General features: G+C 68.1%; 13 protein-coding genes. 8 read left to right on the forward strand and 5 right to left on the reverse strand.

Annotated elements, in window-relative coordinates:
• Nucleotides 1–644: 644 nt before the first annotated feature.
• Nucleotides 645–1820, forward strand: coding sequence for a serine hydrolase domain-containing protein (locus tag ABGB18_RS47320; protein WP_347702287.1), 1176 nt, complete (start codon nt 645–647; stop codon nt 1818–1820).
• 151 nt (nt 1821–1971) lie between these two features.
• On the opposite strand, the gene ABGB18_RS47325 is transcribed toward ABGB18_RS47320, so the two are convergent.
• Nucleotides 1972–2124: a hypothetical protein gene (locus ABGB18_RS47325; RefSeq protein WP_347702288.1), complete on the reverse strand. Its 153-nt coding sequence runs from the start codon at nt 2122–2124 to the stop codon at nt 1972–1974.
• Between the two features lie 131 nt (nt 2125–2255).
• Nucleotides 2256–3890, reverse strand: a complete 1635-nt coding sequence (locus ABGB18_RS47330) for an MFS transporter (RefSeq protein WP_347702289.1) — start codon at nt 3888–3890, stop codon at nt 2256–2258.
• A 595-nt stretch (nt 3891–4485) separates the two neighbouring features.
• On the opposite strand from ABGB18_RS47330, the gene ABGB18_RS47335 reads away from it, so the two are divergent.
• Nucleotides 4486–5010, forward strand: a complete 525-nt coding sequence (locus ABGB18_RS47335; RefSeq protein WP_347702290.1) for a hypothetical protein — start codon at nt 4486–4488, stop codon at nt 5008–5010.
• A gap of 255 nt (nt 5011–5265) precedes the next feature.
• On the opposite strand, the gene ABGB18_RS47340 is transcribed toward ABGB18_RS47335, so the two are convergent.
• The 3 genes from ABGB18_RS47340 to ABGB18_RS47350 all read right to left on the reverse strand — a co-directional run bounded on the left by ABGB18_RS47340 (nt 5266) and on the right by ABGB18_RS47350 (nt 9290).
• Entirely contained in the window at nt 5266–7044 is a 1779-nt protein-coding gene (locus tag ABGB18_RS47340; protein ID WP_347702291.1) for a hypothetical protein, read from the reverse strand.
• A 12-nt stretch (nt 7045–7056) separates the two neighbouring features.
• Nucleotides 7057–8076 carry a hypothetical protein gene (locus ABGB18_RS47345; RefSeq protein ID WP_347702292.1) on the reverse strand — a complete coding sequence of 340 codons (1020 nt, stop codon included), beginning with the start codon at nt 8074–8076 and terminating at the stop codon, nt 7057–7059.
• Nucleotides 8077–8285: 209 nt separating this feature from the next.
• Nucleotides 8286–9290 (reverse strand): LacI family DNA-binding transcriptional regulator, encoded by a 1005-nt coding sequence (locus tag ABGB18_RS47350; protein WP_347702293.1) that lies wholly within the window; start codon nt 9288–9290, stop codon nt 8286–8288.
• A gap of 139 nt (nt 9291–9429) precedes the next feature.
• Here ABGB18_RS47350 and ABGB18_RS47355 point away from each other — a divergent pair, with 139 nt between their 5' ends.
• The 6 genes from ABGB18_RS47355 to ABGB18_RS47380 all read left to right on the forward strand — a co-directional run bounded on the left by ABGB18_RS47355 (nt 9430) and on the right by ABGB18_RS47380 (nt 18257).
• A complete protein-coding gene (locus tag ABGB18_RS47355; RefSeq protein ID WP_347702294.1) occupies nt 9430–12714 on the forward strand; it encodes a sugar-binding protein in 3285 nt (1094 codons plus the stop codon).
• Nucleotides 12715–12867: 153 nt separating this feature from the next.
• Nucleotides 12868–13746 (forward strand): NAD(P)-dependent oxidoreductase, encoded by an 879-nt coding sequence (locus tag ABGB18_RS47360; RefSeq protein ID WP_347702295.1) that lies wholly within the window; start codon nt 12868–12870, stop codon nt 13744–13746.
• Nucleotides 13743–14996: an enolase C-terminal domain-like protein gene (locus ABGB18_RS47365; protein ID WP_347702296.1), complete on the forward strand. Its 1254-nt coding sequence runs from the start codon at nt 13743–13745 to the stop codon at nt 14994–14996. Before ABGB18_RS47360 ends, ABGB18_RS47365 begins: the two co-directional genes overlap by 4 nt.
• A 43-nt stretch (nt 14997–15039) precedes the next feature.
• Nucleotides 15040–16407, forward strand: coding sequence for an extracellular solute-binding protein (locus ABGB18_RS47370; RefSeq protein WP_347702297.1), 1368 nt, complete (start codon nt 15040–15042; stop codon nt 16405–16407).
• Between the two features lie 108 nt (nt 16408–16515).
• Nucleotides 16516–17379 (forward strand): sugar ABC transporter permease, encoded by an 864-nt coding sequence (locus ABGB18_RS47375; RefSeq protein ID WP_347702298.1) that lies wholly within the window; start codon nt 16516–16518, stop codon nt 17377–17379.
• Complete coding sequence (locus ABGB18_RS47380; protein ID WP_347702299.1) at nt 17376–18257, forward strand: carbohydrate ABC transporter permease; 882 nt, start codon at nt 17376–17378, stop codon at nt 18255–18257. The genes ABGB18_RS47375 and ABGB18_RS47380 overlap by 4 nt, the downstream gene beginning before the upstream one ends.
• Nucleotides 18258–18259 lie beyond the last annotated feature (2 nt).

Genomic DNA, 18259 nt, shown 5'->3' on the forward strand with positions numbered 1-18259 from the left:
CGCTGGCGCACCCTTCAGCATTTGACGCTCAGCCCCTCACGAATTGGCGATGTGGCCCGAGCAGCGCTGGTTCTCACCCACTTCGAGCACGGACGGATCATGTGAAAGTCGCAGAGAAAACCTCATTCGATGAAGCGGTTCCGCCCGCGCAGCCGACCACCTCCCGGGCGGGGCAGCGGTCTCGGGGCGGGCATCAGCGTGGGTTCGCCGGACCGGACCATGACCGCGAACATCTGGAAACCGTACTCGCCTGGCATCGGCAGCGGTAGTCGGCCTGGTTGTTGTTCCGGTTGCCCTGCATCCGGCGGTCGCAGAAGCCGCAGAACAGCACACCGCGCAGAGCTTAGCGGCGGCGAGTCGGGTGAGGTTTGTGTTCGGCGGCCTGGCCGCGTTCACGACTGGCCAGCATCGCCGGGCGAGGGCCCTTCAGCCCAGCCCCGCGCCCCGTTCACCTGGACCCCTTGCCTCAAGGCCCCGTCACACACGCCTCGGACCGCGGGCCTGTGACGGGCGGAAACGCGTAGGAAACGCGTGGCCGTATTGGATGTGCATCGTGCGGGTGGAGGTCACCCCAATCCCGGCTTCGTTGCCTACGAGGAGACAGCTTCATGGAAGGTCCAACACCATTCGCATCCCGGCGGTCCGTGCTGGGGCTACTGGGAGCCGCGCCGGTCGCGGCAGCCGGCACCCTGGTGGCGGGTCAGGGCTTCGCGTCCGCTGAGTCCGCCCGGCGCGGCCAGGTCCCCAAGGGAATGCGGCCCGGCGGTGAGTACGACCAGTTCGTCGCCCAACGGGCCGCCGCCGGTGAGTTCTCCGGCACCCTGATGGTGGCCTACCGCGGTAAACCCGTCCTGGAGCGGGCTTTCGGAATGGCCGACAAGGCCAAGTCCATTCCCAATCGGACCGATACCCTCTTCCATCTCGGATCGATCGGCAAATGCTTCACCGCCACCGCATTGCTGCAGTTGGTTCAGCAGCGCAAGGTGGCCCTCCACGAGAAGCTGGGCACTTACCTGGACGGGTTCCCGTCGGAGGTGGCCGAAAATGTGACCGTCCACCAGCTGCTGACTCACACGTCGGGGGTGGGCAGGCCGCCGAACGGCCCGCCCACCAAGCCGGAATGGGACACGGTCGAGGAGGTGTGGGAGGGCTCCCTGAAGGCCATCCGCGCTCAGAAGCTGCGGTTCACCCCGGGTACCGAGTGGCGATACAGCAATGACGGCTTCATCGTGCTCGGCGCGATCGTGCAGGAGGTGTCCGGGCAGAACTACTACAAGTACGTGCGTGAGCACGTGTTCAAGCCAGCCGGCATGGAGCGTACGGGTTTCTACACCAAGCCGCAGGTGCTGGCCGCGAAGGACATCGCCCACAACTACACGATCGACCGGAAGACCGGTAAGGAAATCGACTTCACGGCGAGTCCGAACTTCTCGTTCGTCGGCATGCCCGCCGGCGGCTCTTTCTCCACCGCTCGCGAACTGCTGAATTTCGTGATGGCGTTGCGGGAGGACGGCAGGCTGCTCAGGCACTCGTTCGCCGACCTGGCCACCAGTGGCAAGGTACCGGATGTCGCCTCTGACAAGGCGGATGACAAGGCGGAGCCGGACTCGCTGGAGCAGTGCTCGCTGTACGGGTACGGGTTCGCGACCAGCATCTTCAACTCCCAGCGCATCTTCGGCCACACTGGTGGTGGTCCGGGCACGGGCGCCTGCTACAACGTCTATGCCGATCTGGACTGCGTGTCGGTGGTCCTCGGCAACTACGACAGCGACAAGACCGTGCCCCTGATCCAGCTGGCACACCGGCTCATCACCAAGTGACAGTCGCGATACTCCGCGTCCTGCAGTTGCAGGTCCTGCTCAGCCGGGACGATCGCAGCAAGGATGTTGAGATCGTGGCCCCACGACATCAGGTTGCCGCCGCGTCGTCACGTGCACCGGCCCGATCTTCACCCCACCGACCGAGTCGTGCTCACCGCGCCGTCTCGGCTAGTCCCGAGCGCTGCAGGGCCGGTCTCCTTCGTACGCCGGCCACCTTGTCCGGCTCGATCAGCGCGCAGCCGACGTCGGACACCTTGAACCCGCCGCTGTCGGGACACCAAGGCAACGCTCTGGGTATCACCATGCGGTGGGGCATCCCCCACTGCACGATGATGCCCAGACCAGGTCCACAACGCGAACATATGATGGTCGAGCGGGTACGCGGCTTGACTATCAAGCAGGACACCCGGACGCTTCTACCCGATTCCCATTGCGTCAGTGGCTGTCAATGTCAGCGCCCGAATACGTGGATTGGTTGTCGGTCCCGGCACGGGGGACGGCCCCAGTCGCGGAGCGGCTACTTCCGCGGCCATCGTCAGGTTTCTGTGCCGACCCCCTGAGGCTTCCGACCGGACGCAAGGCGTACACCAGCACGGCTACCGCGAAGAGTGCGATGATCATGATCCAGACCGCGCCGACGTGCATGGCGTGGATGAACGCATGATCGGCGGCCTGCGCAAGAGCGGGCCGGTCGAGCGCGGCGGCGACATGCCGAGCCTGTTCCGCGGAAACCCGGGCGCTATCCCGTAGCGCCTCCGGGACATCGCTCAGCGAGGGTTCGATCGCGCCTCGATATGCGATCGACATGATCGTGCCGCCCACCGCAATCCCGATCACACTGCCGGCCTGCCGCGCCGTGTTGGTGACGGCCGACCCGGCACCGGACCGTTCCAGCGGCAGGCCGCTGATCAGTGCTCCGGTCACCGGGGCCAGCACCATGCCGACGGAAAGGCCCTGCGCCAGCAACAGGATCTCGATCCAGACGAGCGGGGTGTGCAGATCGAGAAATCCGACCGCGCCCATGCTGAACGCCGCCACAGTGAGCGCAGGCACGGCGACAGGGCGCAGCGACCATCGGCGAACCAGACGTGCGCCCAGAGGCGCCCCTACGACAGCGCCGACCGCGGTCGGAATATTGGCCAAGCCGGCCTTCATCGGCGAATAGCCCAACGCACCCTGCAGGTAGAACGCGTTGTAGAAAGTGACGGCAGCCACCGAAAAGAGCAGCAACGCCATGGCCGCGTTGCCACCACCGAACACCCGCTGCGCAAGCAGCCGGGGATCGAAACTTGGCTCCTTGGTTCTCAATTCGACGAGCACGAAAGCGACCAGCAGGACAAGCCCCACCGCGATCGGCGCCCAGACGTCCGGACGACTCCAGTCGTCCACCTGCCCCGCGCGAATCAGGCCGTAGGTCAACGCCGCGAGTCCGCTGATCGACAGCAATATCCCAGCCGGGTCCAGCGGTCGCACGGTGGGGCTGCGGAAATTGGGGACCAACAGGACGATCCCAGCCAACGCCACCACGACAATGGGGACGTTGACCAGAAAGACCGAACCCCACCAGAAATGGCTGAGCAGAAGTCCCGCCAACACCGGGCCCGCTGCCATTCCGACACCGGTGGATGTCGAGGAAATGGCGATCGCGGTTGCCCGCCCGGGGCCGGTGAAGGTCCACAGCAGGATGGCGAAGTTGGCGGGCATGATCAGTGCGGCGCCGACTCCCATCGCGGCCCGGGCGGCGATCAGCTGGCCTGCATCGCCTGCGTACGCCGCCCAGATCGAGGCCCCGGCAAAGATCACCAAGCCGATGGCGAGCACATTCCGGTGGCCGAAGCTGTCGCCCAGTGCGCCAGCGGTGAACATCAAGGTCGCGAAGACCAGGGTGTATGCGCCTGTGGCCCATTGCAGCTCGGCCGGGCCGGCACCCAGTCCACGGACCGGATCGGCAAGGGTCTCCAGGGTGATACTGAGGACGGTGTTGTCCAGCCAAATCAGCAGCGAACACACCATGAGAACGGCAAGAATCAACTGCTGCCTGAACTTCGGCAGCGTCGGAGGCGCGGTCATGAACACCTTCGGATATCGATCGACGGGGAACCCGCACGACCATAAGAAAACTCCACGACACTGTCAAGTTTAGAAATTCTTGTCAAAACTGTTGCGGTCGAACGGACGATATGCCCTCGGCCGGATTTGCGGACTGAGCAATTGTGTGCCCTCTGCCGGATTTGCGATTTGAAGGATTTCATGGCTTCGGGAGTTTTGCGACTGAGCGGATTCCATGCCCTCCGGTGAGCTGTCGCACCGCGTCCGGCGACCCCAGCTCGGTGCCGATCTGTTGCCGAATTCTCGTGACACGCCGTGCGGCTTCCCGGTGGCAACGAGGGCTGGGTGAAAGATCGTTGCCGTCGGATGCCGAGAAGTACCGCGGGTTCTGGCTTGAGCGGGGTCCACGAGTGCCGCCGGTACGGCGGATCAACGCCGGGGGACGGTCGTGGACATCCGCGGCCGGCTCCTCGCCAATCCGCTGGCGGCGGCCGCAGTTCCTCCTCGGCCAGGTAGTCGCAGATTATGTGGAATCTGATCTGTCAAGCGTGGCACCACGGCTGGGCGGTGAATATCGACTGGCCGGTTTCGCGATGAACCTGGACAATCGTCTGTCGTGATGGGTATCTCCGGCTTCGAGCCGACCTTTCTTGTCGGACTTGAAGCCATCCGCGACGAACGCGGACCGGGCCTGGCCGCGCTTGGTGGTCGGCGTCTGACTGGCTTCGCGATCGTGCGTTTCATCGAGGACGGGGACTGGTATGCCGAATGCCCCGTCGTCCTGGACTTCGACGGCGTCCAAGTAGAGATCAGCCACTCGAAGTTCGATGAGCTGTCGATCAGCTGGAACACCATCGACACGACGGCTGCGATCACCGGCTGGGAGTGGTTCGAGCTGACTCCGGCGTGGTCCGGCGCCGACGAGCGGCTTGAGCCGTTCATCGGCCAGGAACTGCGCGAGGTGGCTCTACTCGAGTGGCGGCCATCGCGTCGCGACGTGGCGGCCGGCACCCTCGCCGTGGAGTTCGTCTTCGACACGGGCCGCTTCCATATCGCCAACGCTCTTGATGAGAACAGCATCGATCTCGGCGACGCCCATCCAGAGTTCGTGCGGCACCCACTCGGCTGTGGCGCGGCCTGACTAGGTCGGCTTCACGCCGGACCTGCCGTCTTTGGCAGCCTTTCGCGCGGCCATGCGCCTGCTCCCCAGCCAAAGCGCCCGCGCCGCCGCCGCGATCCAGGGGCGGACTGTTCACCGGCTCCGCGCTGGGGCCGCTCGCCTTCGGCACCGTCTCCTCCCTGATCGGCATCCCCGCCACCGTCGGCATCGCCGCATAGCCTCCTGCCGGCCCAATGGACGGATCCATCCGGGTTTCGCCCGTAGACCTGGGCGACTTCAGGTGAGGCCGACGACCGTGGTGCCGCCGCGGAAGGCGACCACGACCGCTCCCGAGACCGGCAGCAGTTGCAGGTCCCGCCAATGAGAGCCGGTCCGGTGGTAGCCCAGGTCGAAGGAGATGTTCGTCGGTCGGGTCGCGCCCCAGCCGACCATGCTGATCTCGATGGTCACCGTGTCCGCCTTGACCGTCTTGAAAGCCGCCCGCGCCATGAGCAGGCCGTCTTCGAGGCGTAGCGCCTCGAAAATTTCCAGCGCCGACTCGGCCATGCTCCCCAGCGCCGGCTCGGCCAACTTCGACTCACCGCCGCTGTACGGCGTCCAACGGTACCTCTCCCAATCGCTCACGAACGACCTGGTCAGGTAGCCATCCGTGCTGAACGCCGCCGGCGCGTTCACGGACCAGTCGGTGGAGCCCAGTTCCTCCCCGTGCTCCTGCGCCAGGACCACCTCCTTGGAGGCCTTACTGCCGTCCCTGAAACGCAGCCACAGGGCGCTCCCGTCCTGCGCGCGCTCGGATACGATGTCGGGTCTGTCGTGGGGCCACGGCCACTCATAGCGCCACACCTCGTCCCCGCTCCGGGGGTTCAGGGCGATCACCGCTACGCTCTGGTGGCAGAACACCGGCAGGGCGATCACGTTACGAAGGTTCACATGCCAGGGCCCTGGCCGAAAGGAGGTCGAGGAGCCGGCGTCGCATTCCCTGGGCAGGCGATACGACCAGGCGGCCTCCCCGATGTCCCGCAGATCCCAGCCGACCACCGTCTCGTCGTCGGCGTCGGCCGTGACGAAGCCGTACGAGGTCATGGCGGCGTCCGGGTACAGCCCGCGGGCCTGCTCGGAGAGGACCCCGCCGGTGTGCGCGTCCAGCAGCACCGTCCGGTCCCTGACCTTCTGGTTCTCGCTCTCCCTTCCGAACTCCACCGCCACCATGTCGCCGTCCGGCGCGGCCAGGAGCTGCAGGGCCGCCGCGCCGGGACGGCGGTAGTGCCAGCGTTCACGGCCCGTGACGGAGTCCAGGGCCACCACGCCGTCGAACACGCGCACGACCACGTGCCCGCCCGCGGCCACCGACTGCAGGACCGTACCGCCGTCCGGCGGGCGCCACTGCCAGGCGACCTTGCTCACCGAGGCGGGAGCGGAGTTCTCAGGGGCGGGACCTGGGCCCGTCCAGGAGGGATCGGTGGCCACCGCGGTGGTGGCCTCGATCGGCAGCGTCTCGGCGGCCAGCAGACCCGTCTGCGCCACGGCCACCACGGTGAGCAGCCCCGCGCACAGGCTCGTCAGGGACCGGGTGGTCAGGCCGGCCGCGCCCTTGCCCAGCACGACCAGCCCGGCCGCGGCGAACGTCATGCCGAGACCGAACAGGACATCGCCGGGCTCGGGCAGCCCGCCCATGAAGCCGCGTTGCAGGCGGACCAGGCCGTACAGGGCGAACGGGCACACGACCAGCACCGCCAGGACGACCCGCGCGTGTACACCGTGCACCGCGTCCGGGATGGGACGCGGGTTCCCGTCGGGAGGGGCGGCCATGCGAACGAGCCTGATCACCGCGAACATCGGCGCCAGCAGCAACCCTGCTGTCAGGAGGAGCATGACGTTCAGCCCGTTCGACGGCTCCTCGACCAAGGACCAGCGCAGGGCGTGACCCCACCCGGCCACCGCCACACCGGCGATCACGACCCCCGCGCCGAACCAACCCCAGCGCATGCCCGCCGCCCGGCGCTCCGCTGACTGTCCGGAAAGGGCCTCGTCGCGATCACTGTCGGAGTGCGTCATGAAGCTCCCACCTCATCCGGCGGCGTCGCACTGCCGCTTCCGTCGCGGATCGGCCTCGCAGGCGGGGATCTCGTCCCCGCCCGCGACAACCAGCCGCCGGTCGCCGAGCGGTTCGTCGAGAGTGAAGCCCGCTTGTCCCGGAATGACCGGGTATTGGTAGCGGTTCGTGCACTTTTCGGTAAGACGTGGACCAGCGCCAGACATCGGCTCCTCGAAGAGGCTCACCGTCACCTCGCGAGCCTTCTCCTCGACCACCTCGTCACCGCGGCGAGCGCACGGCGACTCCATATAGACGATCATCAGGCGGCGCTCGTCGGCCCTGCCGAAACTGTCAACGTAGAGCCGGTAGCCGATGATGCGCCCGGAGAGCCGATCCGACTTGGGCTTCAGCCCGAGCTCGCGAACTTCGCCGTTCCTGATCCTCGAAGCGCGTTCCAGGGCGACCACGTCGCAGGCTTTCGCGCGCTCCGGGTCGGCCTCACACCTGGGGATCTCGGTGCCGTCCCAGGTGGTGACCCGCCGGCCGCTGAGCGGTGCGTCGAGCTGGAGAGGGCTGATCGCGGGCAGGGACACGTCGGCCAGGTCATCCGGGCACTGGAGGTTCTCCACGATGCGCACCCTGATCTGGGTCCCGTTCTCGTCGGACTTTTTCTGCAGGAGAGGCGAGCACGTCGAAATCTTGAAGATGACGCGCACGTCCCCCGTGTAGTCGTCGGCGCTGTAGCCGATGATGTGGCCGGTGTGCTCGTCCGAGCCGGGCTCGACGCCGAGCTCTCGCGCGTCGCCGCTCTTGATCAGTTTTTCGGTCTCCTCGTCGCGCTCCGCCTGCTCCGCGGCCTCCTCCCGCTGCTCTTCGGCCAGGCGCCACGCGGGGTCGTAGGTGACCGCGTCCCGGTACAAGAACATCCCTGCGGCCAGGACGACCAGCGCCGTGATCGACCACAACCGGGCGGAGCCGAGGGGAAGACGCCTCCAGACGAACAGCTTCTGACCGAACTCAGGACTGATCGCGGACGTGACGAGGGCGATCATCAGAACAATGATGATCAGCCACAACAGAGCCATAAACCCACGCTTCGTACAGGAACCAACACCGGAAGCGGGCATCATAGCCCCGAAGGCTGAAGGGCGCTGAAATGGGAGGTGAGCGGCCCCTGTCAGGGCTGGACGCCGTTGACGTCCCGGCGTGTGGGCGTGGGACATCGCGTCGGCGGTGGGAGACCCGCCGTACCTCATCGTGGTCAGGAAGATGGGCCGAGTACGAGGGTGGGGGGGACGTGATGTTCCCCCGGGGTGCGGTCGGCGGCGAGGACGTCGGCGGCGGCCAGTTGTCCCAGGGTTCTGAGTTCGAGGTCGATTGTCGTCAGCCGGCGGACGCCCTGGTCGACGATTATTCCCTCCCAGTTGTCCACGCCCACAATGGCCACGTCATCAGGTACGCGTATGCCTTTGGCCGCGCAGACGGTGAGCACGCCGCGGGCGATATGGTCATTGCCGCAGAAAACCGCGTCGACTTTCGCGCCGGAGTCCAGCAGTTCGCGCATGGCCTGCTCGCCGGAGTCCTCGATCCAGGAGCCGTAACGGGTCGGGGCGGCGGGGCGGAGACCGGCCTCCTTCAGGGCGGTGAGCATGCCGCGTTCTCGCAGGTCCACGGCGATGCTCGACGGGTTGCCGGTGAGGTGGGCGATATGCGTGCGGCCGCGTTCGAGCAAATGGCGGGTGGCGAGGGCTCCCGCGCCTTCGTTGTCGGGCAGATAGACGACGTCTTCCGGGTGGTCGGAGGCGCCGAAAGCGTAGGTCACCGGCACGGTGAAATGGTGGGTGATCGACGGTGACCGGCGTTCGTGGCCGTCGCCGACGACGAGAAGCCCGTCGATTTGGCGGGCCTGGAACTGGCGGATGCTTTCGGTTATCTCACGATGGACGAGAACGTCTTCGTCGAAGACGAGAGCGGCTTGCTGGAGCTTGCCCAGTTGCACGACCGCGCCGATGACGACGGGGCCGGAGAACGTGCTCGCCGCGCGATGGGTGAGCACACCGATGGTGCGGCTGCGGCCCAGCGCGAAGGAGCGCGCGAGCGCGTTCGGCCTGAAGTCGAGACGCTCGGCGACGGCGAGCACCCGCGCACGCGTCGCCTCGGAAATCCGGTCCGTTCCGTTGAGCACTTTCGAGGCAGTCGAGAGCGACACTCCGGCAATCGCTGCCACATCGCTCAGCCGAACACTGCCCTTGCGGTTGGACGGCACTGGGCGATTGTACCGAAGGAGGGTCAATGGCCTCGCCGACACCGGAACGCGGGCCAGACCTTGACAGCGGCCTCAGCCGCCGCTCACACTGCGCCCAATGCGAAATCGGTTTCGCACCCCAGAGACGAGGAGAGCGAGCATGTCGATGGGCCGCACCCCCGCCCGCCGATTGACCGGAAGCCCCTTACGGAGAACGTTCGTCGCGATCGCCGTGGCCGTGACGGCACTCATCGCGCCTGCCGCGCCGGCCCAGGCCGTGCCGGGCGACGTCGTACTCGGGGACTTCGAGAACGGCGTCACCCCATGGTTCACGGCGACCAGCGGCGGCGCGACCGTGGCGCTGAGCGTGACCTCGGACGCGCCGGCGAGCGGCATCGGCGCCGCGCGCCTGCAGGTGAACGCACCCAGCGGGACCGCGGAGCTGGCCCGCGGCGTCTCCTCGGTCGATGCTCGCTCGCTGACCTTCGCCCTGCGCAGCACCCAGCTCAACGGCGTCGTCCTGCGGATGGTCGACAGCACCGGGCAGGCGCACCAGCAGACCCTCCCGCTCACTCCCGGATCGCAGTGGCAGAACCTCACCGTGAGCGACTTCGCGGGTGGCAGGGAGTACCTCCACTGGGGCGGTGCGAACGACGGCGTCTGGCACGGCCCGGTCAAGCAGATGTCGCTCCTGGTCGACGCGTTCCGGCTGGTCAACGGCCCGGCCGCGACGATCGACGTGGACGACGTGACCGCGCAGGGCCCGGTGCCCGATCTCGCGGTCGTCCCGGTGGCGACCGGTAACGCGTTCAGCACCGGGGACGAGGTGTCGTTCGGCTTCCGGACCGCGGCCAGGTCCCTGGAGTGGACCGTACGCGACGCCGGCAACGCCGTGGTGGCCTCCGGCAGGCGGGACACCTCGGAGCTGGGCGGCAAGCTGACGCTCGGCAAACTGCCCACCGGCTGGTACGCGGTCGACCTCGTGGCCGTGCAGCCCGACGGCCGCCGCGTCGCGGGCGGCACCGACGTGTCGGTGCTGCCCGCGTCCGACGCCCGCGAGGAGCGCATCGGAGCCGCGACGCACTACGGGCAGGCGTGGTCCCCTGACACGATCCCGCTGCTCGCCAGGGCGGGGATCGGCTTCGCCAGGGACGAGGCGTATTGGGCCCAGGCGGAGAAGGTCAAGGGCACGATCGACTTCCCGGCCAGGGTGGACGCGTACACCGCCGCGCTGTCGCAGAACAACCTCAAGTTCTTCGACATCCTCGCGTACGGGAACGGCCTCTACCACGAGGGTGAGGCCCCGGCCACGCAGGCCGGGCGTGACGGGTTCGCGAACTACGCCGACGTCTCGGTCGCTACCTTCGGTACGGACGACACGTTCTACGAGGTGTGGAACGAGTGGAACCTGCGCGACAGGACCGGGCCGGCCGGCGCGACCGCGGAGAACTACGCGGCGCTGCTGAAGACGACCGCCGAGCGGGTCCGCGCGGCTCACCCTGACGTGAAGCTCGCCGGCCCGGCGCTGGCTCCGATGGACGACTGGTCGGCCTGGGTGGACAGGTTCATCGCCGCGGGCGGCCTGGATGACATCGACGCGTTCACCACGCATCCGTACGACTTCGCCGCGGAGCCTGAGGCGTTCATGAACCACGTCGGCGTGATCCGCGCCAAGCTCGACGCCGCCGGGCACCGCGACATGCCGATCTGGCTCAGCGAGCACGGCTGGCACACCTCCGACACGCCGCTCGGCGCCGACGAGAAGTCGCAGGCCCGCGACCTGTCCCGGGCGGAACTGCTGGCCGTCGGCAAGGGGATCGGGCGCTACACCGTCTACGACTTCAAGGACGACGGCACCGACCCGAGGGAACCCGAGCACCGCTTCGGCATGATCAGGAACGAGGACGACCCCCGCGGCGCGTACACCCCGAAGCCGTCCTTCGTCGCGCAGGGCATCCTGACCCGTCAGATCGACGACCGCGCCGTCCGGCAGGTGCTGGACCTGGGCGCCGGCCGGTACGGGGTGGAGTTCGGCCCCCGCCCGGGCGAGCCCGCCACGACCCGTGTGCAGGCCCTGTGGTCACTGAAGCCGGAGACCTGGAGCGTCAAGGCGGCGGGTGACGTCACGGTGACCGGTCTCTACGGCGCACGGACGACGCTGCAGCCCGACGCCGGCGGCCTGGTCCACGTGGCGGTCGGCCAGGACCCGGTGTACCTCACCGGAGCTCTGGGGGTGGTGTCCCCGCAGTCGCCGTACTCGCTCACGGCCGGCAAGGCCATCGAGAACCTGGCGCCTCCGGCGACGTGGACGGTCACCGCGGGGGACCGGGCGCTGGACGTGTCCCTGCGCACCGGCACCGGCACGACGCCGGCCCAGGTCCCCGCGGGTGAGACCAGGTCCGTGGCCGTCACGGTGCCGGCGGCGGGCGTGGGGACGCGTACCTGGACCGCCGAGGTCCGCGAGGGCGAGCGTACGATCGGGCTGCTCACCACGAGCGCCGACGTGGTGGCCCGGCTCGGGCTCACCGGTGCGCACGCGCTCGACGCCACCGGCGCCGACCTGCTCAGGCTCACGCTCGTGAACCGTGGCGCGGAACCGGTCGAACTCGACGGCATCGACTGGACAGTGGGCTCGTCGAGCGGCCGATCCCTGCCCGGCACGACCGTCGCCGGGAACGACACCGTCACCGCGGACGTACCGGCGTCCGAGCCGGGCGCCTGGTCGGCCACGGCCACCGGCGACGCGACCGCCACCGCGCACGGGACACTCGCCGACGTGAAACCGGTCGAGGTGCCGTTCCGCCCCGTGCACGTGGACGGCAAGCTCGACGAGTCCGTGTCCGTCCTTCCCGCGCAGCCGCTCGGGGCGGCCGAGCAGGTCATCACCGGCTGGGCGGGCGACGACGATCACAGCGGCCGGCTCTGGCTCACCCACGACACCGAACGCCTGTACGTGAGCGCCGTGATCACCGACAACGCGCACGCCCAGCCCGCGCGCTCCACGAACATCTGGCAGGGCGACAGCGTCCAGCTCGGGGTGACACCGGGCTGGCCGGGCGAGGCCGCGGAACCGGTCAACGAGATCGGCACGGCCCTGACCGGCGCCGGCCCGGTGGACCTCGCGCGCTGGCTGCCGGCGAACACCACGACCGAGGGAATGACGTCGGCGGTCACGCGGGACGAGGCCGCGAAGACGACCACGTACGAGTTGTCCGTCCCGTTCAGCGCGATCGGGGTGAACGCGGCCGACAGGGTCCTCGCGGCGACCGTCGCCGTCAACGAGAACGACGGTTCCGGCCGGCGCGGCTGGAGCACGTGGGGCAAGGGCGTGGCCGAGTCGAAGGACCCCTCGAAGTTCCGGCCGTTGCGCCTGATGGCGGCCGCTCCGGGCACGGTCAGGGTGAAGGCCACCGCGCTGTCGCCGGTGAGCGCCCCGGCCCGGTAGAAGGGCCGTCCCAGGACTTGGGACGGCCCTGAAAGACCGGCGAATCGGCTGGTAGCGCGGCGATTGACACGCTCTGAGATCTTGTGGTCTGCTAGCGAAAGCGGTTTCGCACCAATTCTCCGAGGACTACACTTGACTAATACCGCCCCGCCCGTGAAGCTCACGCGCGTGCTGGTGACCGGTGCCGACGGCACCATCGGCCGGCCGGTCGTGGAAGCGCTGCTGACCGCGGGCATCTCCGTGACGGCGCTCTCGGCCGCCTGGTCGACCCCGTCGCAGGCCGACCGGGTGTTCACCGGCGACGCCGCCGACGAGAGCCTGGTCCGACGGGCGCTCAAGGACGTGGACGCCATCGTGCACCTTGCCGCGATACCGCATCCGGGCCTGGGAACGGCTCGTGAGGTGTTCGTGGGCAACACCTCGGCCACCTTCACCGTGCTCAACCTCGCCGGCGAGGCCGGCGTGCGCCGTGCGGTGATCGCCAGCTCGATCAACGCCTTCGGCGTGCCCTTCAACCGGCACGCCCTCACCCCCGCCTACTATCCGCTCGACGAATTGTCACCGGTCGCCCATGACGATGCCTACTCCCTGTCCAAGTGGGTCGACGAGCAGACCGCAGCCTGGGCGTACAGCCGCTGGGGCATCACGGTGATCGCGCTGCGCTTCCCCCTCGTACGAGATCTGCCCGAGCTGCGGGCGTTCGCCGCGCGCCTGCGTGACAACCCGGACGAGCTGGAACGTCTCGCCCGGGAAGGCTGGGCGTACCTGGCGATGGCGGACGCGCTGGACGCGGTGCTGCGCGGGCTGACGCGACCGATCACCGGGATGCACACCCTGTTGCTGGCCGCGGCGGACACTCTCGTCGAGGAGCCGACCGACCTGCTGCTCGACCGCTTCGCCCCGGCGAGCGAGCGTCGCAGGGACTTCCCCGGCCGCACCGCCCCGATCGACACCTCCGCCGCCCGCCGCGTCCTCGGCTGGACGCCCCAGCACCGGCTGGGCGACCCGATCTGCTTGGAGACCTCGGCATGACCGCATTCGACCAGCCGTGGGACGCGCCCGACGACGTGCGCATCACGGGCGTCCGGGCCATCGTCACCGCCCCCGAAGGCATCCCGCTGCTCGTCGTCAAGGTGACCACCAGCGACGACGGGCTCTACGGGCTGGGCTGCGCCACCTACACCCAGCGGTGGCGCGCGGTCGCCTCGTACGTCGAGGACCATCTCGCCCGGCTCGTCCTCGGCCGCTACCCCGGCGATATCGAGGACCTGGTACGGCTGGCCCGTTTCTCCGGATATTGGCGCGAAGGCCCGGTGGGCAACAACGCGATCTCCGGACTCGACCAGGCATTGTGGGACATCGCCGGCAAGCGAGCGGGAAGGCCGGTTCACGAGCTGCTGGGCGGCAAGGTGCGCGCCGCCGCCGACACGTACCTGCACGCGGCGGGTGCCACCATCGCCGAGACCCTTGACCAGGCCGAACACCTGCGCGAGGCCGGCCTGCGGCACATCAGGCTCCAGGTCGGCCAGTCGGGCCCCGGCACCTACGGCGCTCCGATGACGACCGGCATCTCCGACAAGTTCGCGCCGTATCCGGGTGGCTGGCGCGTGCCGGAGTACCTGCGGCGGACGACGGAGCTGTTCGCCGCCGCCCGCGAGCGCCTGGGCGACGACATCGAGTTGCTGCACGACGTCCACTCGCGGCTGACCCCCAAGCAGGCGGTCGTCCTCGCGCGCGCCCTGGAGCCCTACCGGCTCTTCTTCCTCGAGGACGTCATAGCCCCCGAGCACTGGGACCGGTTACCAGAGGTACGCGCCGCCTCACCCGTGCCGATCGCGGTCGGTGAGCTGACGACGTCGGTGACGGACGCCGCGCGCCTGGTCCTGGGCGGTGGCGTGGACTTCATCCGCTCACATGTGTCGGACATCGGCGGGCTGACGGCCGCACGCAAGATCGCGGCGGCGGCCGAGCTCGTCGGCGTCCGCACGGCCTGGCACGGTCCAGGCGACACCTCGCCCATCGGTGCCGCCGCCAACGTCGCGCTGGACGTGACGAGCCCGGCGTTCGGCATCCAGGAAGGACACCTGTACAGCGAAGCCGTGCACGAGGTGTTCCCGGGTACCCTGCGAATCGAGCGCGGCTGGCTGCGCCCGAACGAAAGCCCCGGCTGGGGGATCGACCTCGACGAATCCGCCGCCGCCCGCTTCCCCGCCGGGCTGTCGGGCCACGATGCCTGGGCCGCCCGCGTACGAGGACTGGACGGTGGACTCATCGCCCCCTGACCGCAGCTTTCCGACACACCAGTACCACATCCTGAGGAGACCCATGCCCCCCACCGATGTCCGGAAGTTCGCTGCCGCCCTCAGTGTCAGTGCCGCGGCGCTCGCTCTCGTCTCGGGCTGTGGCGGCACCGAGAGCACGTCGAAGCCCGGTTCCGTGTCCATCACCGTCGCAGGTCAGCCCACGCAGGAGAACCCCGGCCTGCTCAAAGCGTTCCAGCGGAAGATCTCCGAGTTCTCCAAGGCCAACCCCGGCATCAAGGTCACCGGCGACGAATCGTTGTTCGACGTGAACACCTTCCAGGCGCTCGTCGCCGGCGGGAAACTCCCCACGGTGTTCTACGTGCCCTTCACCGAGATGCAGGGCATCATCGCCCGGCAGCAGGCCGCCGACATCACCGGCCACATCGGCGCCGGGTCCAACGTCAAGCGCATGAACCCGTCGATCCTGAAGGTCGCCACCGGCCCGGAGAACCACATCTTCGGCGTTCCCGTCCAGGCGTACAGCATGGGCTTGCTGTACAACCGGGCCCTGTTCACCAAGGCCGGCCTCGACCCCGACGCGCCGCCGAAGACCTGGGACGAGGTGCGGGCCGCCGCGAAGACCATCCACGCCAAGACCGGCGTGGCGGGATTCGGCGCCATGACCAAGGACAACACCGGGGGCTGGGTGCTCACGGCCATGAGTTACGCCTACGGGAGCAAGATCCAGTCCGACGACGGCAAGCAGGCCACCGTCAACAACGACGCCATCCGGCGCGCGCTCGATTTCTACCGCGCCGTGCGCTGGGAGGACGACGCCTTCGGCTCCGACTTCCTCATCGGGTACGAGGACATCACGAACGCGCTGGCCAGCGGCAAGGTCGGCATGATCGTGCAGGGCGCCGACACGTACACGCGGGTGGTCCAGTCCCTGGGTATGAAGCCGGATGACTTCGGCCTCGCCCCGCTGCCGCAGGCGCCCGGCGCGCTCGGCACCCTGGGCGGCGGCTCTGTGGCCATCATCAACCCGCGGGCCACGGCGGAGGAGATCAAAGCCGCGCTCAAGTGGATCGACTACGCCGAGTTCAACAGGTACAGCGACCAGCAGGCCGCCGTCACGCTCGCCAAGGCCAGCGCCGCCGACGAGCTGCCGGTGGGCGCACCGGTGCTCCCGCTCTTCGACCAGGCCACCACCGACCGGTATCTGACCTGGGTGAAGGACTACATCAACGTCCCCCGCGAGCACTTCACGGCCTACTTCGACTCGGCCAAGACCCTGCCGCTCGTGCCCGAACCGGCGGCCAAGGCGCAGGAGACCTACGGAATCCTCGACAACGTCGTGCAGGCGGTGCTGACGCGAAAGGACGCCGATATCACCGCTCTGCTCGATGACGCTCAGAAGAAGGTCCAGTCCGCCATTGACGCGGGCTGAGCCGTCGTTCCCCACCGCTCTTGCCGAAGCGGCGGGGACGACAGTCCAGAAAGGCGCTTTCGAACGATGACGGACGCAAGCTCCCCCAGGCAGGGGTTTTCGCGCTGGGTGCGCGGCGGCGGGCTCTCGACGTTGATCTTCTTTATTCCGGTGCTCGTATCCTTCGGGCTGTTCTCGTGGTGGCCGATCCTTCGCTCACTGCTGCTCAGCCTGCAGCGGACGAACTTTCTCACCTCCGAGTGGGTCGGGCTGGACAACTTCGCCCGCGTCCTGAAGGACCCTCTGCTGCTGACCGCGGCGTCCAACACGCTGTGGTTCTCGGTACTGGCCTTCGTGATCGGATTCCCGGTGCCGGTGCTTCTGGCGGTGTTCATCGCCGAACTGCGGCGCGCGCGGAAGCTCGCATCCATCTTGGTCTACGTGCCGGTCATCTTCCCTCCGGTCGTCGCCGTGCTGCTGTGGAAGGCGTTCTTCGACCCCAGTCCGCAGGGAGTGTTCAACTCGATTCTCGGCTGGTTCCACCTTGGCCCGGTTCCCTGGCTGAACAACGGCGATCTGGCCATGCCGTCGATCGTGCTGCAGGCGACGTGGGCGTCGTTCGGCACCGCGACGATCATCTATCTGGCGACGCTGATGGGCATCCAGACCGCGTTGTACGACGCGGCCGAGAGCGACGGTGCGGGGGCACTGCGCCGGTTCTGGCACATCACGCTTCCGCAGATGCGCACGGTCCTGCTCGTGATGTTCCTGCTGCAGGTCATCGGCACGTTCCAGGTCTTCACCGAGCCGTACATCATGACGAACGGCGGCCCGGAGAACCGGACCGTCACGGTCTTGATGCTCATCTATCGTTACGCGTTCATCTCTGGCGACTACGGCCGGGCCACCGCCTTGAGCATCCTGCTGGCACTCGTTCTCGCGGCCCTTTCCGCTGTGTATCTCAGGGCGACCAGAGGCTGGAGCACGTCATGACCGACGAGCGTGGCATTCTCTCTTTTCTCGATCGACGTAGGCCCGGCGTCCGCGTCGCCGTCGGGGTGATCGGAGCGGTCGTCCTGGCCGGCCTGGTGATCCTCTGCGCCGGTCCGCTGTTCTGGCTGTTCAAGGCCGCTACGTCGACCACTGCCGAGACATTGTCGTCGCCGTTCTCGCTCTGGCCCAGCGGCATCCACTGGGACGCGTTCGTCCAGGTGTGGACGCGCGTCGACTTCGGCCGGTACTTCTGGAACACGCTCGAACTCATGGCCGGGTCGCTGTTCCTGGGGCTGCTGGTCGCGACGACCGGCGGCTATGGCCTGGCCGTTCTCCGGCCGAAGTATGCCAAGGCCGTGTTCGCGGCGATCCTCGCCACCCTGTTCATTCCCGGTGTGATCTCGCTCGTGGCGCTCTATCTGACCGTCATCGACGTCCCGCTCGTGCACGGCAGCCTGCTGGGTTCGATGTGGGCGGTGTGGCTCCCGTCCTCGGCCAACGCCGTCAACGTGCTGCTCATGCAGCGATTCTTCGCCAACATCCCGCGCGAACTGTTCAACGCGGCCCGGATCGACGGAGCGGGGCCTTTCAGAATGTTCCTTTCCATCGTCCTGCCGATGTCGCGGCCGATTCTCGGCGTCGTCAGCCTGCTGACGCTCGTCGCCTCCTACAAGGAATTCCTCTGGCCGCTGCTGGTCCTGCCGAACCCGCAGGACCAGCCGATCTCGGTCGCGCTGCCGAGGCTGCAGAGCACCATCGACTTCTCCCAGTTCATGGCCGCGCTCTTCATCTCGGTCATCATCCCCGTGGGTCTTTTCCTGGTACTCCAGCGCCAGTTCCTGCAGGCCGCAGGCAACGCGGGCGCGCTCAAAGGCTGAAG

It is taken from the genome of Nonomuraea sp. B12E4, assembly GCF_039871825.1.
Classification (GTDB): Bacteria; Actinomycetota; Actinomycetes; order Streptosporangiales; family Streptosporangiaceae; genus Nonomuraea.

What these genes read in the sequence shown, in the direction of transcription:
- ABGB18_RS47345 (WP_347702292.1), bottom strand. Translation starts at nt 8,076, where the DNA reads ATGATCGCCCTCGTCACGTCCGCGATCAGTCCTGAGTTCGGTCAGAAG.
- ABGB18_RS47325 (WP_347702288.1), bottom strand. Translation starts at nt 2,124, where the DNA reads ATGGTGATACCCAGAGCGTTGCCTTGGTGTCCCGACAGCGGCGGGTTC.
- ABGB18_RS47370 (WP_347702297.1), top strand. Translation starts at nt 15,040, where the DNA reads ATGCCCCCCACCGATGTCCGGAAGTTCGCTGCCGCCCTCAGTGTCAGT.
- ABGB18_RS47380 (WP_347702299.1), top strand. Translation starts at nt 17,376, where the DNA reads ATGACCGACGAGCGTGGCATTCTCTCTTTTCTCGATCGACGTAGGCCC.
- ABGB18_RS47365 (WP_347702296.1), top strand. Translation starts at nt 13,743, where the DNA reads ATGACCGCATTCGACCAGCCGTGGGACGCGCCCGACGACGTGCGCATC.
- ABGB18_RS47355 (WP_347702294.1), top strand. Translation starts at nt 9,430, where the DNA reads ATGTCGATGGGCCGCACCCCCGCCCGCCGATTGACCGGAAGCCCCTTA.
- ABGB18_RS47340 (WP_347702291.1), bottom strand. Translation starts at nt 7,044, where the DNA reads ATGACGCACTCCGACAGTGATCGCGACGAGGCCCTTTCCGGACAGTCA.
- ABGB18_RS47330 (WP_347702289.1), bottom strand. Translation starts at nt 3,890, where the DNA reads ATGACCGCGCCTCCGACGCTGCCGAAGTTCAGGCAGCAGTTGATTCTT.